Origin of the sequence: Symmachiella dynata (assembly GCF_007747995.1) — a bacterium.
Lineage (GTDB): Bacteria > Planctomycetota > Planctomycetia > Planctomycetales > Planctomycetaceae > Symmachiella > Symmachiella dynata.
Genome location: NZ_CP036276.1, coordinates 2,244,143 through 2,259,777 on the forward strand (window position 1 = coordinate 2,244,143; position 15,635 = coordinate 2,259,777).

Below are 15,635 nucleotides of genomic sequence, written 5' to 3' on the forward strand. Positions count from 1 at the left end.
TTGTGCGAAACGTGCGCAGGTTGCTGTCTTTGACACGGCTAAGTAGCGGTTCCCACCGCAGCGCTATCGGGATCGTCGGGATTGGGAGGCGCCAACGGTTCGTTTTGGGGATTGGGTTCGATTGGGGCAGGCACGGGGAGTGTTACCGGCTTGCCGATCTCGTATTTCTGCTGAGGATCAGTGGGAAGGGTGAAGCGAAAGCGCTGTGAGCCGGGAGCTTGGGCCAATAGCCGTTCAGCCCAGGCGGGGGCCTCGTCTTCAAACACATCGTCTAAGATTTTACGGGCCAGTTTCCGGGTTTCCGGTGTCTGGAAGAGCTGGCCCATAAAGGCGGCTTTGCGAATTGCGGCTGTGCTTGAGGGATTGTTATGGACGCCTTGCAGGATCGCAGTCCAAGCATCGTGCTGATTTCCGCTTCTAAAGTATTGCGTAGACAATTCCACCCAAGCGGGATCGAGTTGGGGGTTGATGGCGACCGCTTGGCGGAGGTGCATGATGCGGTCTTGCCGCGAAAGTAAATTGCTGGTCCCCAGATGCCAATGATAGCCGGCATTCCAAACGGGGTGGACCACGGCATACAGTCCGATGGGAATGAGTAAATGCGCGGCCAAAAAACCGGCGCGGGCTGGGACCCGCCAAGGGGTTTGCGCATAGGCGACGCGGGCGGCCAGATACCCGTATGCCAAACCGGAAAAGTGCGCTAAATTGGCGACCGGCAGAATATCGAAGTAAGTGGCCGGGATGCAGGCGACTAACCAAATCAACATGATGCGGACCACTTGGTCGGGCAACATTTCCAAGATGTATCTGTCGTGGTGACGTAGGACCAACAGATAACCGAACAGCGCACAGATCGCCCCGGACATTCCCACCGCTGCCGATCCGACGAGGAATTCCGGCAGCATAGAAACGACCAACGACGTGGTGAACAGCAAGGCCATGCGCAGGCTGCCGATGCGATATTCCACGAGTTGTCCCAAATACCACAGGCCGAGGCAGTTGAGTACCAGATGGATCAGTCCGCTGGTCATGCTGCCGCCATGGTGTAATCCGGCAATGATGACGCGCCACCACTCGCCGTCCCAAAGTTTGATCAGCCCGATTTCGACATCAGGTGTGCCGTTTTGGCCTCCCGGCATCACAAATTTCAGCGGAACGCCTAGTTGTTCTTGCGCGACACGGTAATTGTCGTCTTCGAACAATACGAGATAAAAAATCCATGCCAGCAGTCCCGAGCAAATGAAGATGATGCTCGCTGTGACTGGGGCTGCTCGAAAAATTTGTCGGACGGTGGTCCACATATAACGCGCCAAAAATAAGAGTTGCTCAAGCCGCTATCGCGCGAATCACGTTGCGCGAGCTGCTGGAGCGCATCATATGCCGTATGGAGAATTCAGGGAAGAGGGACAGCTGAAACTTAAGCGATGCAGCAGGAAGTCAGCGCCGCGGGAGGGCGAAGCTCCTGCTGAGCCGGGCGGCTTCAGCCGCCTGGATTGAGTTGCCACGGGCTCGCATCGCTTTCCCAAATTGAAGACCTATCGCTTAGGCGATGCGGAGGACTTCGGCAGCGCACAGGTCCTCGCGGCAGAGCGTTTGCAGCCCCTTATCGGCAATCAGTGGGACAAACGTCGCCTGGACGCGGCGACAATTTCGGGCCAATTCGGCCTGGAGTTGCTGCAACCGTTTTTGATAACCGGCGATTGTTTTGCGATCCAGAATGAGATCGGTTTCGGCCGCCGATTCGATGTCGACCAAACGGCGGCCTCCACTGGTGGTCGGGTTGGCTTCCCAGGCGTTCAATAGTTGCAGGACCCACAACGCGCTGGCGCCGGTGGCCAAGCGGCGGATGAGCGCCGCGGGGTCGTGGGGAAACAGAAAATCGCTGATCACGATGCGGACCGACTGGCGGGGAAGGGGGACTTGATTACTTTCTAGTAAATCGACCATCGTCGCGCGGGAATCAAACGGCAACCGCTGGATAATATCCAGTCCCTCAAGTCCGGTGCGTGTGGCGACTTGATCGGTGAGGGTGACCACCCCCGCGCGGCCTCCCAGTCGCCCGCAGAGTAGGGCGAACATCGCTGCCAATTGTTTGGCAACCAGCGGCTTAGCAGTTCCACCCGTGCGCATCGAGGCGCTGCCATCAATGAGGATTTGTGTTTGCGGGCTGATTTCTTCGCGGTACAGGCGGACCATCAAGGTGTCGCTGCGGGCATAAGCGGACCAATCGACATGGCGGATATCGTCGCCGGGGATGTATTCGCGAAATTCCTGAAACTCCAACGAACTTCCCGTACCGCGACCCAACAACTCGCCCGACCGCCCGGCGACGGGAGTGCGGGGCAGTCCGAGTTGGAAGGTGTCGACGACACGTTGGACGTCCGGATCATTTCTCACGAAATCGTAATCCTTGTCGATGATTGATAGCGACCGTTAGTTAACTGCTGGTCGACGGTTCCGGGGTGGCTGCTGTGTCCAACATTCCCGCGGTGGCTGTTGGGGCGTTGGCCAATTGAGATTGTGGGAACAGGGCCGTTTCGTCCGCAGTGGGTTCGCGAAGGAAGACGACTTCGGTGAAGCCGCGCCACATGGTGTGCACGTTGAGCAGCAGTGCGACTCCCCCCATGACCAGCAGGGCTGTCATAACTTCGTCAGCCCAGGCGAGATTGTTGTCTAGGGTCTCCAACGTATTGATGGGGTCAGACAAATAAAACAGGGGATTCGCGACGCTGCGAGAATTGCGGAAGATGTTGGCAATGTTCGGCGCCAGCCAACTGAGTGCAAACATCACGATGGCAAACGCTCGTGTCTGAGCGGGGCGAAATAAGGGTGTCGCTTTGCGTAACCAGCGCCCCAACGCGGCGGACATTCCGGCGTAAAAGACGATGTAGCAACTCAGCCCGACGGTGAATTTTGATATGTGGACCCATTTGGGGTCGTGGATGAGTTGTCCGACGGCAAATGCCAGTCCCACGAGCGCCGCCAGATGCAAAACCGCCATCAGCATCCCGCGTCCGCCTCCAGGGAGAAACGGCACGGCGAGAAATCGTAGGAGAAAACTTTTGGGGAGTTGGCTGCGTATTCGTCGTGAAAGCCCATCGGTCTCGGTGGCGGCAAACAGACAAACAGCCCCCCAAAAGACCCCCAAGAAACTGAGGACCACATAGACAGGTTCGATCATGAGGGTCGCACCGGGGGGGGTACCACTGAAGATGGCTTGATACAAGCCGACTCCCAGCCAGCCGAGCGTCAGCCAGTAGAGAGCGGAGCTGCTAAGACGGATCCCAGTACTGCGATTGTCTGATTCGAAAGTCAGTTGCGCGCGGGCGATCTGCAGGCAGAGTACGAAAGTCCCGATGTAATAGCTGGCGATGACCAAACCGCTCCAATAAATTTCTGGTTCGCTGAAATCGATGATTTCTTCGGCAACAAAATATGTCCCTAATGAAATCCCCGCGCCCATCACCCAGACGAGTTGTCCCAACAGGACCAGGGAGAGCACGACTTGTGCTTGCCGTTGACGAGCGAACGTGCTGAAGGTGAGCGACAGGAGCGACAACATCATCGAGGCGAACATCGCCAAGATCAGCACGAATATCAATGTGGGAAAATCCACGCCACGAAGCAGATAGCTGAAGGCGACAAACGGGCTGATGGCGGAGAAATAAATAAACGTTTGCACCTGCGCGCTGAGCCATTTACCCCACACAATTTGTTGCGGGGACAACGTGGTGATGTTGAGCAGTTCGTAGGTGTTGAGGTCCCGTTCGGCCAGCAGACTGCGAAAGGCGCCGAAAGGGACGACGAGCATCACCGTGAACGCTAACAGTCCGAAATAGAAGGGGAAGACGTTTTTGCCATACGGGCTGTCGTCGTTGCCGCCGACGAGCGCCATGAGCACGAACGCCGATATCAACCAGCCACCAAACAGCATGATTGCGAAGGTGGCCAGAAACTGTTTGCTTTTGAGCGCTTGGCGCGTCTCCTTGACGAGGATCGGGTTGAGACGATCACTCACCTGTTCGGCCCAGCGGCTTATTGTATCAGGTTGAGAGGCCATGGTGGTTACGAATTTCCTTGGCCCACGGCTCAGCCGCGGGCATCTGGTGTGTGACAAACGAAATTACTGTGTGATGCCTTTGGTGACGGCCATGAAGACGTCTTCGAGCGAATGGGCGCGGCCTTGGAACGAGACGACCTCAATGCCGCCTGCGATCATCGCTTTGAGAAGATTCGCCTGTTGCTGTTCATTGCCGGTGAATTCAAAGCGGGCGTTTTTATCGGCAATGCGGACCGCACCGACGTGCGGTTGTTCCAGCAACCAGCGCTGCAACTTATTGACCTCGCCGACGACGCTGACTTCTAATTCCACCGATTCATCCGGGCCGGTCCGACGATGTCCTTGCATGATGGCGTCACGGGAACCGCTGGCGAGAATTTGTCCGGCTTCGACGATTGCCGCGGAGTGGCAGATTTCAGAAAGTTCGGTGAGGATGTGGGAACTGATCAACACCGTTTTGTTCAATTCGGTCGCCAGTAGGAGAATCAGTTCTCGCAGTTCGACGCGAGCGCGGGGATCCAACCCGGCTGCCGGTTCGTCCAGGACCAGCACCTGCGGATCGTGGATCAATGTGCGGCCTAAACCGAGACGTTGTGACATACCTTTACTGAGCGTATCGATGGGTTTTTCGGCGAGTTTGCGTAATTCGGTGAAGACCAGTACCCGTTCGATGGCATCCCTGCGGGCGGCGCCGCGGAACCCATAGGCGCGGGCGAAAAAGTCGAGGTACTCCAGCACGTTGACGTTTTGGTATTTGCCGAAACTGTCAGGCATGAATCCCAGAATGCGGCGGACTTCATCCGGTTTGTCGACAACCGAGTAGCCTCCCACAAAGGCGTCGCCGGCGGTGGGGACGTCCAGCGTGGCCAGAATACGCATGGTGGTCGTTTTGCCCGCACCGTTGGGGCCGATGAAGCCCATCACCTCACCCGCATGCACCTGAAAGGAGACATCATTGACCGCCTTCAGGTTTCCAAAAAACCGATGCAGATGATGTATTTCAATCGTCGGCGTTCCCGTGGACGGTGGCGGTTCTAATGTTGCGGTTTGAGTGGATGGTTCGTTCATAAAAATATTGAGCAGAGCGAATCTTGCGGTGGAAAGAGCGGAAGCGGCGCGATGTTAATACTGTCCCCAGATGACATGGAAATCCCCTTTGGGATCGGTGTTTTCCACACCCAATTCGACACCAGGGTTTTCGCTGAGGATTGCAATATAACTGCGGTGCAAATCGGTTAGTGTCGTCGTGTTTCTGGGTTTGAGCAACCGCGAGAGCGTTCGCTCCAAATTGCCGTCGGTGTAATTCAAATTCAAGCTGTATTCGTTCGACGGGTATCCCGAATATGTCGTGATGGAAGTGCTGGAGGTCACAGGTGCGGCTCCGCTTGGTTGGATTTCAAGGGGATGCGTCGTGTACTGTCTTTTGAGCACAGAGACGACCTCAGCGGCTTTGGTGCGTTTGAGCGAATTTGAGTCTCCCGCGGGGAGTTCCGAACCTAGAAAGGTATTTCCTTCGTCATCAATGACGACCAAAGTTTCGATGTTCCATGCCAAGCCGTTGGCAACGTTGATCGTGGCGGAGTCGCTGCTGGGGGTGATTTCCAGACGGCCCCGTTCGGTGCGGCAGACCGTGGATAAAAACTGCATCGGCGTGCGAGAACGGATCCAGCCGGAAGAAAAGTGTTGGCCGTTTGTCCAATCGACCGACCCTTGCGGCGAATCCTGACCCGCTGACCAAATCGGAAACACAGCGGTGTCGGCATCGAACCGCAATCCATCCGAGGGGGCGACACCGGCGTACAGCGCGGTGCGTCCCAAGGCGACCGCTGTCTTGGTGCGTTGGTCCAGGAGGGTCACACTCCGCGTGCGCGAGGTGACGCCAAATCCGTCGGATACAGCGGCATAAGCGAACAACGCACAACTGGTCAAAAAGGCGATACTGGGAATCGTCACCACCAACAAATACAATTGTTGCCGCCGCTTGAGGAAAAAGTAATTCAACGGGCCGATCACAATCGTGAATGCCGAAATCAACACGATGAAGGCGATTTTGGGGACACCACCCACACCGGGAATTGCAAAATCTGCGAAGGATGAATCGGCTTGTCGCGTCGAGATTCCTTGCCGCGTGGTCCATCTCCACGAATCGGGAGTGAGCGAATTCATCATCCACGCCCAATCTTGCGGCGTGCCGGGAAAAGGGTTGTCGGGCATGGCGATAACGTAGCCCAGCACCTGTGGGTGAAAGGCAAATGTATTGGGGGAATTTTCCCAGTCATAATCGCCGGAGACTTCAGTGGGAGTCGTTTCAATTTCGCTCACCCCGATCCCCTGCAGCTCTTCTTCGGTGATGATTTTGATCGGTTTGCGGGCATTGATCGGGGCGTGCCGCCATGTCTCAGCGTCGGTGAGTTCTAATAACCCGCGCAGTTCCGGTACATCGGCAGCTGCCGCTCCGGTTTCGTAGACGAGCAACTTTCCACCGGTGCGGACCCAATTGTTGATGGCGGACCGTGCGCCGTCGGGGATCTTTTTCAGCGTCTCCAACGAGAGCGCCATGATGTCTAGGCCCGAGTAATCGACCGCCGATTGGGGAAGCATGATCGGATCGATGACTTGATAGTCTTCCGACGAGCTAGAGCCATACGGGCTCGTCATCCCTTTGGCCGCTGAGAGAGAGTTGGCCGCGGACGAAAACGGTTCGCAGTCGACTTTCTTTGTCGAAACCACCAACAGAGCGGGGCAATTCACCGAATCCGAGCCGTTCTCGGCAAGGCTAATCGAATCGCTGAGGTTTTTAATCACGCGACCGTTGCGGCGTACGGTGAGCTGTCCACCGGCGTAGGAACCGTATCCCGATTCGCTGACCATAGGGACAGCCATTGTAAATTGCCGGGTTTCGTTTTGACCGATCGTAATGCGTTGTTGCACGCGCGGTAGTTTGGCGTAACCGTCCGATTCAAATCGAAAGAGGAGTTCTTGCGGTTTGCCGGTGTTACGCAGGCGAATTCTTATGGGAGCGTAGCCACCGTATCGGCCCCCCGCCCAGCGCGAATCGACCGTCAACGTCAGGTCCTTGGTGGTCCGCGTGAAATCAGAGCCGGAGGCGAACAGTTGGGGTGTGCCGGTTGCCGTCAGCAGCAGGATTGCTGCATAAAAGCTGGTTCGAGCGCTCCTGGAGTTCATGCCGTCTCCTTGATCGTACCCAGTAACCCGGTCAGGCATTGCCGCCCGAGAGGTTGCCAATTTGCTTGCTCACACTGTTGGCCCTGGGGGGAGCGTGCAGGTTTTTGATTACAATGTCTCAACTGAGCTCATTCCTCAATGTAATTCGAAGATTGATGCTTAGAACCAGTTTCAAAACCGGGTTGCGCTTGTTCTCGAAACTTTCAAACCAGTGTCAGTGGGAGGCGTCAGAGGGTTTTGAAACGATTTATAGAAAATTCACCCTCTACGAGGCTGGGGATAAGTCTTCGGGCAAATCCCGGCCGACTTCGGGAACGGCGTCGAGCAGGCTTTGGATCATTTTTGCGGGGGTCCAACCTTCTAACCGGGCGGCATAATCCAAAATTAACCGATGCCCCAGGACGCTGACGGCCACTTTTTTTACTTCGTCGAAACCGACGTTCGGTTTACCCGCTAATAGTGCCGCAGCGCGCGATGTGCCGGCCAATGCGATCGCAGCCCGCGGCGAAGCACCGAATTTGACAAATTTGCGAACCGTTTCGGGAGCATCCGCACGGTCGGGATGCGTGGCGGTGACCAGCCGGGCGATGTATCCGGAAACAGCGCGGGGCAGATGGATGGCGTCGACCTTGTCAAACAGCGTCTCCAATTCCATGGCGGAGACAACCGGCGAAAGTTCCGGCGGTTGTCCGTGGCTGCGTGTGGTGATGATCTCCTGTAACGTCTCGCTGGAGACGTTATTCACACTGAGTTTGAACGTGAATCGGTCGAGCTGCGCTTCGGGGAGCGGATAGGTCCCCTCCAATTCAATGGGGTTTTGTGTCGCCAAAACAAAAAACGGCAAGGGGAGCGGATGCGTTTCTCCCAGGACAGTGACGCGGCGTTCCTGCATCGCTTCCAGCAGAGCGGATTGGGTTTTGGGGCTGGCGCGATTGATTTCGTCCGCCAATACTAAGTTGGCGAAAATCGGTCCTTTGTGAAACACCAGGCTCCGGGATCCTTGTTGGTTCTCTTCCAGAATCGGCGAACCGACAATATCACTCGGCAGCAAGTCGGGTGTGAATTGCAAGCGGCGGAAATCCAAACCGAGCAATTTGGACAACGACTTGATCAATTCGGTCTTGCCAAGTCCCGGCAACCCTTCGAGCAACATATGTCCACGGGCCATCAGCGCGATGACGACCAACTCCAACAATTCCTCCTGGCCGAGAATCGCCCGTTTCAAACCTGAGAGCAGTCGTTGTAAAGTGGCTCGCGCCTCCTCAAGCTCGTGCGGCGGCACCAAGCGTTCGCTGTCACGATCTCCGTCGACAGTAGCGTCGGCGGTTCCCACGTTTTCACGGTCCATCACGGGCGTCTCCTCTAGGTGATCATTCGCAGTCTTGTGTGTGTGTGAAATGACGGGGAAGCATTATTCGTCAAGGTTTGGAGGTATCGAAATACTTGCGGACCGCAGCGCGGTGTTTGGGGCTGAGGCGGCGTTGCACGGTGGTGGACCCAGCGGACGCCGCACTGTCGTGCGCGGCACTGCGGGGAGCAGCGGCAGCCGGATCGACATCCGGCGCGGAGGCCTTAATACTGTCGATTTCATCCTTCGCCTGTTCGCGGAATCCTTGCGGCAGGACACTCTCTTTAAATTTGACCCCTTGTTGATCCGATTCATCACCCCAAGACATCGCCGCATCGCCGCGTCCGCGATTGACACCACCGCTGCCGGGGCGGCCGTTATTGGAATTGGCGCTGCCTTGTTGTCCCGGACCTTGGCACATCCCACCTTGGCATTGCCCCCCTTCGCACTGCCCGTTTGGGCATTGGCCATTTTGGCAAGCTTTGCAATTTTTACGGATCTCTTTCAGTTTATCTTGCTCTTGTTCTAGAAACTTTCGCAGTTGTTCGAGTTGTTGTTGCCGCGCGGCGCCGCCTTTAGCCAGTTTCAGCTTTCCGTTCTTCATCAGTTTTTGCAGGTCATCTTGCATCCCTTGGGGGGCATTGGCGAGGTTGCCATTTTTGCTCAATTTGCTGAGGGCGTCGGCCAATTGTTTTTCCAACAGCAGCTTGCGCTCCAGCGTTAATTTCTCGCCGCTCAATTCGGCCCGCCGTAATTCTTCGGCCGCTTCCGTCGCTTTGGACATGTTGATTTCGGCACTTGTCATCCGCGTTTGCATTCGTTCACGGAGCGCATCCAGCGTTTCCCATTTCTCACTGGTCAAAGGTGACTGTTCGGTCTCTTCGACGAGTCGCTGGATTTCTTCTTTGAGTTTTTCCTCTTCGGCTTCTTCCAACACGGTGGTCGCTTCGAGTTCAGCCAGCAATTCCTCCAACTGTTCGGTGGCATTGCGGGCCGCTGTGTTTTTCAGCACCGGTGCGGTCGAGGCCTCTCTCAAAGGCACAAAACAGGCCGCCACGGCGAACATCAACGGCAACGCCAAATAACTGGCAAAGCGCGTGGGGCGGTATTTGGGCAGTGCCTGACGGTACTGCAGGTCCAACTTTGGCAAGCGGTCTCGCCAAAACGGATCCGGCCGTTCGGTCAGGGTCATCAATAATCCCCCGGTCCCTAGGGCCTCATCCAACAGTGCGACCGAATCGTCGCGACTGCACCAACTGCGGCGGGCATACCACCAGGCGGCGACAGCCGTGGGGACTGCACAAAGGGCGATCCATAAGACGTGCGGCCACAATTGGGGGATCAACAGTTTGACCACCAGCACAATAGTGCCGAAGCTGAAAAGAAAGACAGCGCCAAACTCAGCCGCGCGTCGGAGGAATTCTCCGATGCGCACGCGTTTGAGGAATTGATCGATCCATTTATCCGCGGAACCCATGAGCGCTCCTTGGTCTTTCGGGTGTGAACGAATTCATTGGCACTTCCCGGTCTAAGGCCGAGAGGCCGACGCCGGTTATTGTATCCGTGTCGGCGGTCGTGCGACACCCCTTTTAGGGGCAACAACGCGGTTGGTGCCGTTTTTCGTCGTGTTGGCCGTAGTCGCTTTTCCTCACGCCTCTCGCCTCAAGCCTCCCGTCAGGAGATCGCAACGGCTTTTCCCGTGGCGTGGCTTTCGGACAGCGCTTGTCGCCAGCGGGTTGACTCGGGGGTTTCTTTAGACGGCTCTGCGGGCGTCCATTCGGCTGATTCCAGGTTCGCGATACCGTGATTGCCGACGAGCGTTAATTGGATGCTGGATGACTCAACCGTGCCGCTCTCAAGAGTAGCGAACAACGTGGTACCCGACGCGCACGTGACCAAGACTGTCGCCTGTCGTTGAAGGTCACCACGCACCATCAAGCGTGCCGGCGGACTGTCGAACAATTCCCGCGCCATGCCCATGGCGGTGATACAACCGGATTGGAGGTCCGCATCAGTGCGGGATGATTTGAGGTACACACGCAACGCGACCGGCGATCCAATCTGGCCATTGGCCACCGCTTGCTGGAGCTTGGGTTGTAATTCTAGTAACGTCACCTATGCCTCCCACTGACCTGACAATTTCCGAATACGAGCATACCCGGATCCTTCGTCGCTAGCAAAGCGGCGGGCTGTCGAACTAACGCCGCGACAAAAAATTCGCCAACGCCTCTTGCCAAGGGGGCATTTCCAGGCCGGTTGCATCGGTGAGTTTTTGGCAGGACAACACACTGTAGGGGGGGCGGGCAGCGGGGGCGCCGAATTCGGCGGTTGTTATGGGGCTCAGCTCGACCTGTGTTCCCGATTGACGGAAAATCTCTGCGGCAAACTCGAACCAGGTCATGCTGCCTGAATTGGTGGCGTGATACAAACCGTATTGATCGGTTTCGATCAAGGCCGCAATAGCGCGGGCGACGTCGACCGTCCAACTGGGGGTGCAGCGTTGGTCGTTCACGACGCTTAACTGATCGCGTTCGCTGCCGAGACGTAACATGGTCTCCACAAAATTTCCCTTGCCCCGCGTTGAGGCGATTCCATACAGCCCGCAGGTGCGTATGACGAAATGCCGCGGACAAATGCTGCTGACGAATTCCTCGCCGGCGCGTTTGCTCTGGGCATAGGCGCCTTGCGGGCCGGGGGGATCGTCTTCGGTATAGGGCACCGCACGCTGCGCGTCTTGCCCGAAGACATAGTCGCTGCTGATATGGGCCAATCCAATTCCCAAATCAGCGCACGACTGCGCGAGGTTTTTCGGTCCGGTTGCGTTCACGGCATACGCAACTTCCGGTTCCTCTTCGGCTTTGTCCACCAGGTTGTAAGCGGCGCAATTGATTACGAAATCGGGTTGGATTTCTCGCAACTTGGCCGCGACGTCGTCGGGGCGGGTGATATCTAACTCCGCATGTCCCAAAGGGACCACGTCGTTTCCAAGTAAAGGGAGTAAGTCGCTGGCGAGTTGTCCCCGCGCCCCAGTCAGTGCAATTCGCATGGATGTCGTCGAGCCGAAAGAGAAGGTGATCGTTTGATTAAAATAGAATGATCCCCATTGCAGGCCAACGCAGCAAGGTCGGCGCGCGAATTGATCGTGACTACCATAGCGGATTTCGGGGGCGTTGCGTTAGCAGCAGTTTGAAAAACCAAAGCATTCGCGAGCCGGGGGCCACGACTGGCTAGTCCAGCACTGTTTTTGGTAGTTGCGCGTTTTGCACTGGCGGACAAGCCCCAATCCTGTTCGGCACGGAATTTGCGCCATGGGCTTTGGTAGTCTTTCATAACTGCCAATTTGACGGAGAGGCGCCCTGTGGCCAGGAAGAAAGCGAAGCGGGTTTCCGATGCGGATTTGACCGGACTGAAATATCTGAAACGAATCTCTTCGCTGCTCAAACGCTTGCGGCCCGTCGGCTGCGAACGGGACAAAGCGGGCAATCGCGACTTGTTTTTTGATCAGTATTGCGGGTTGATACTGCTGTACATGTTCAACCCGATCGTCACTTCGCTGCGCGGCATGCAACAAACCAGCCAACTCAAAAAAGTGCAGCGCTTGCTGGGCTGCCAACGGGCTTCGCTGGGTTCGTTGTCCGAAGCGGCACGTGTGTTTGACCCGGAATTGCTGCGGGAAATCGCCGGTGAACTGCTCCAGCGCGCTCCGCAACGCGCCGACTGCGACCCGCGGCTGAAAGACTTCGCGCAGACCTTGACCGCCGTCGACGGCAGCCTGCTGAAGAAGCTGCCGCAAATCACGCAGGCCTGTTTTGCCACCCGCAACGATCGCGGTTTTAAGCTGCACGCGCACTTTGAAATCCTCAAAGGCGTGCCTGTCAAATCGGCAGTCACCGACGCCAGCGGCCAAGGACCGGCCAATGAAAAAAACGTGTTGCGCAGCCAATTGGAACCGGATCGCTGCTACGTGATCGATCGCGGTTACGAACAATTTTCGCTGTTCAACGCGATCGTCGATGTCGGCAGCAGCTACGTTTGCCGCATCCGCAACGACCGCGCGTTTACGGCTGACGAGGTTCGCGAACTGGACGAGGAGGCGCGGGCGGCGGGCGTGTTGGAAGACGCCATCGGCCAACTCGGTTCGCCCAAATCGCGACGGATTGAGCATCCGCAGCATCGCGTGCGGCGGGTGGTGATTCGCGCCGAAACGCATCCCAAGCGAGGCGGACGCAAGCGGGCCGCTGCCACGCACGACGTCGTGCTGGTGACGAACTTGCTGGACGTGCCGGCGGAAATCATCGCGTTGATTTATCGCAGTCGCTGGATGATCGAATTGTACTTTCGGTTTTTGAAACATGTGCTGGGCTGCCGCAAGTTATTAAGCGACTGTGACAACGGAATCGAAATTCAAACGTACTGTGCGATCATCGCTTGCCTGCTGATCAGCCTAGTGACCGGCCGCAAGCCGACGCTGCGGACGTATGAAATGCTTTGTTATTACTTCCAAGGTTTGGCGGATGAAGAAGAACTACTGGCCCACATAAACCGTTTGCCGCCGCACGCCACGACAAGCGTCTAACCCCACTCGCTCCGCGACTCCCCGCAGATGACGAGCCGCTCAACGCTGCGCTGAGACAACTCCCCACCCCACCAACCGCAGCCCTTGCAGCCACGCCCTCCCCCAAAAAACAAGCAAACACACCGCCACCTTGCCATCACGCCCAACAATAGCAACAATCGAGCCGAACAGGATTGGGACAAGCCCACCAGTGGCACCCTTTTTCGGGCGGGCTGTTAGGCGGCGCGACGAATTTGGACATCGACAGCCGCTTGGCGACGCGCCCAAAGGCAGCAAGGGACTTGCGGTCGTGCTGTTTCGTTGGCAATCCATTGGTGCCACTCGAACCGCGAGATGGCTTGTTTCGGCAAGTGCAGCGAAACTGCGATTTTCCCGGCGCGTGGGCGGCGTCCTAACACCCAATTCCAGGTCCGTTGATCAGAGAGCGCGTCGGGCACCATGATCTTGGTCGTCGAACCGGGAAAACGGGAGAACAGCCGCGTATAACAGGAGGGCAGATGTCCCACTGGATTTTGGAGCTGAACAGGATCGTGCCGGACAAGGAACATCAATGATCCGCCGGCACGCAAATACCCGGCCATGTGCGCCGTCCAGCGCAAGGTGGCGTCCTCAAATAGGTCACCAGTCAGCAATTCACTGCCGTGCACGATGACGAGATCAAATTTTCCATCTTCGCCCAGTCGCTGGGCATCGTCCTTCCAGTGGTGAAATTCGACGTCTGGAAGCGTTTGGATGGCGGATTTGAGTGACAAGGCATCTTGTTCGTAGGCGGTCACTTCCAGCGAAAGCCGGTCTAAATGACGCGTGAGCTGCCCGGTCCCACAACCGATTTCCAGGACGCGGGATCCGGGTAACAATTCGTGTTCGGTCACCACATACCGTAGCAATCGCCGGGAATACCGTTCTGGCGGATCGCTGGACGCGATTTTGAGACGAGACTGGGTGGCTGGATTCACGATTTTCCCCTCTCCCTTCCGTGGAATCTGACGGGAATTTGACGACTTGCGGGCGGAGTCTATCTCAGATGGGTGAAATCGGTCAATATGAGCGTGTTGGCCGTGCAAAATGCGCTGGCGAGCAGCAATTTGAGAATTTCATGGAGTAGAAATGCAAACAGCCGGGAGTACTTTTGCGGTGGGGCAGGGACCACAAAAATCCAACATCCGGCTGTTCACGAGTTGGATTCTAGTCACATCAAATTCAGGGAGCAACCTTTTTCTACACTCTTGTTTGATGAAGCAACGGATGCGTGAGGAGTTCCTCGGTCTGCAGTGATCTCTCATGGTCAGAACGACTACAAAGCTGATTGTGGTTGATTTTGTGGTAAGAGTCGTCGAAATCTGACGCATCTGTCTATTTGTGAAGAGGTTGTGAAGATTGTGGGCAGGTCTGGATAAATGCCTCGCAGAACATGTGCGACTAGGTCAACGTGCGGTATGCGCCGAGTGCGGGTCTTCTAGGTAGTATTTCCCCTACCATGGGCAAAAAGTCCTCCTGTGGCACCAAATTCAGCATGTTGCGGCATTTTTTTCTTAGGGTATACCCTATTCCACTTAGACAGTCGGTGGATTGTTGAAAATTCGTGGAGAGCGAATGTTGCCAAATGGTTCGCCAAGGCGTATATACCAACGTCAGCGAAGAAGTTCGCACCGGGGCTGTGGCGGAACTGGCAGACGCGCTGGATTTAGGATCCAGTTCCTTCGGGAGTGCAGGTTCGATTCCTGTCAGCCCCAATTTGTTTTCTTAGAGAAGGACTTACGTCGATTTCGGCGTGAGTCCTGTTTTTGTTTGCGTCCCGGGAAAAATGCTCTCGCGGCATTTGGATGCAAACGTCGTGGCGTCGCCGTATGCGGCTGAACAGTTGGCGGCGATTGCGGTGGGGGAATTGCCGACGCGGCCTTGGTGAATTTTGGGTAGAATTATCGTTGGGCACTTGTACGCTTGGGCTGATCGAAAAAACTTAGCGATGCAGCCTCGCAAAGATCCTTGGGGATCACTGCATATTGACCTGAAGCTAAAGGCAACAATATTGACTGGTTTCCTATTGACCATTCTCGCTGAATTGTTCACTGGTGGGGCCAATGCAAAGTTGGCGGCGGCGGAGGCGTTTGACGCGCCGCCTTTGACTCCGGCGGCGCATCGTTGGCGAATGTTAGCCTTGATCTCGTTCCTGTCTGGAGCGGTCTTGCTACTGGTTGCCTCCATCATGTTTTGTATGAAACCAGAGCTTTTGCTGGATGACATCTTGGGATGGTCGGGCATTGGCTGTTTTCAATTGAGCGTGATCTGTGGTCTCCGATACGCAACGATCAATCGCCGTACACATCAATGACGCTTTCGGTTCAACGGAGACGCTTCAATCCAAGCTGATGAGGCGTCCGGGGCGATTGCTGCGATTTCTCTGATGCGTGAATTTGCGGATCAAAATTTGACTCGCCGCTGTGGTGAGGGGTAGTTTATGAGAA

General features: G+C 56.3%; 13 protein-coding genes and 1 tRNA gene. 4 read left to right on the forward strand and 10 right to left on the reverse strand.

The window, feature by feature from the left end; all coding sequences use genetic code 11:
• Window positions 1-38 precede the first annotated feature (38 nt).
• The 9 genes from Mal52_RS08655 to rfbD all read right to left on the reverse strand — a co-directional run bounded on the left by Mal52_RS08655 (window position 39) and on the right by rfbD (window position 11,640).
• On the reverse strand, window positions 39-1,301 hold the full coding sequence (locus tag Mal52_RS08655) for a rhomboid family intramembrane serine protease (protein ID WP_145375469.1): 1,263 nt from the start codon (window positions 1,299-1,301) through the stop codon (window positions 39-41).
• Between the two features lie 241 nt (window positions 1,302-1,542).
• Complete coding sequence (locus Mal52_RS08660) at window positions 1,543-2,397, reverse strand: DUF58 domain-containing protein (RefSeq protein WP_197534758.1); 855 nt, start codon at window positions 2,395-2,397, stop codon at window positions 1,543-1,545.
• Window positions 2,398-2,437: 40 nt separating this feature from the next.
• Complete coding sequence (locus tag Mal52_RS08665) at window positions 2,438-4,060, reverse strand: ABC transporter permease (RefSeq protein WP_145375471.1); 1,623 nt, start codon at window positions 4,058-4,060, stop codon at window positions 2,438-2,440.
• Window positions 4,061-4,123: 63 nt separating this feature from the next.
• A complete protein-coding gene (locus Mal52_RS08670) occupies window positions 4,124-5,128 on the reverse strand; it encodes an ABC transporter ATP-binding protein (RefSeq protein ID WP_145375472.1) in 1,005 nt (334 codons plus the stop codon).
• Window positions 5,129-5,182: 54 nt separating this feature from the next.
• Window positions 5,183-7,246: a hypothetical protein gene (locus Mal52_RS08675; protein ID WP_145375473.1), complete on the reverse strand. Its 2,064-nt coding sequence runs from the start codon at window positions 7,244-7,246 to the stop codon at window positions 5,183-5,185.
• A 265-nt stretch (window positions 7,247-7,511) separates the two neighbouring features.
• Entirely contained in the window at window positions 7,512-8,594 is a 1,083-nt protein-coding gene (locus tag Mal52_RS08680; RefSeq protein ID WP_145380582.1) for an AAA family ATPase, read from the reverse strand.
• A 70-nt stretch (window positions 8,595-8,664) separates the two neighbouring features.
• Complete coding sequence (locus Mal52_RS08685) at window positions 8,665-10,071, reverse strand: hypothetical protein (RefSeq protein ID WP_145375474.1); 1,407 nt, start codon at window positions 10,069-10,071, stop codon at window positions 8,665-8,667.
• 197 nt (window positions 10,072-10,268) lie between these two features.
• On the reverse strand, window positions 10,269-10,709 hold the full coding sequence (locus tag Mal52_RS08690; RefSeq protein WP_145375475.1) for a hypothetical protein: 441 nt from the start codon (window positions 10,707-10,709) through the stop codon (window positions 10,269-10,271).
• A gap of 82 nt (window positions 10,710-10,791) precedes the next feature.
• Window positions 10,792-11,640 (reverse strand): dTDP-4-dehydrorhamnose reductase, encoded by an 849-nt coding sequence (gene rfbD, locus Mal52_RS08695; RefSeq protein WP_145375476.1) that lies wholly within the window; start codon window positions 11,638-11,640, stop codon window positions 10,792-10,794.
• A 312-nt stretch (window positions 11,641-11,952) separates the two neighbouring features.
• On the opposite strand from rfbD, the gene Mal52_RS08700 reads away from it, so the two are divergent.
• Window positions 11,953-13,170 carry an IS4 family transposase gene (locus tag Mal52_RS08700; RefSeq protein WP_197534562.1) on the forward strand — a complete coding sequence of 406 codons (1,218 nt, stop codon included), beginning with the start codon at window positions 11,953-11,955 and terminating at the stop codon, window positions 13,168-13,170.
• A 215-nt stretch (window positions 13,171-13,385) separates the two neighbouring features.
• Here Mal52_RS08700 and Mal52_RS08705 read toward each other — a convergent pair whose 3' ends face one another.
• On the reverse strand, window positions 13,386-14,126 hold the full coding sequence (locus Mal52_RS08705) for a class I SAM-dependent methyltransferase (RefSeq protein ID WP_197534759.1): 741 nt from the start codon (window positions 14,124-14,126) through the stop codon (window positions 13,386-13,388).
• A 695-nt stretch (window positions 14,127-14,821) separates the two neighbouring features.
• Here Mal52_RS08705 and Mal52_RS08710 point away from each other — a divergent pair.
• From Mal52_RS08710 to Mal52_RS08715, 3 genes are all read left to right on the forward strand, one after another.
• Window positions 14,822-14,903, forward strand: a tRNA-Leu gene (locus Mal52_RS08710).
• Between the two features lie 38 nt (window positions 14,904-14,941).
• On the forward strand, window positions 14,942-15,076 hold the full coding sequence (locus Mal52_RS30360; protein WP_261343634.1) for a hypothetical protein: 135 nt from the start codon (window positions 14,942-14,944) through the stop codon (window positions 15,074-15,076).
• A gap of 60 nt (window positions 15,077-15,136) precedes the next feature.
• Window positions 15,137-15,502: a hypothetical protein gene (locus Mal52_RS08715; protein ID WP_145375478.1), complete on the forward strand. Its 366-nt coding sequence runs from the start codon at window positions 15,137-15,139 to the stop codon at window positions 15,500-15,502.
• Window positions 15,503-15,635: the final 133 nt, after the last annotated feature.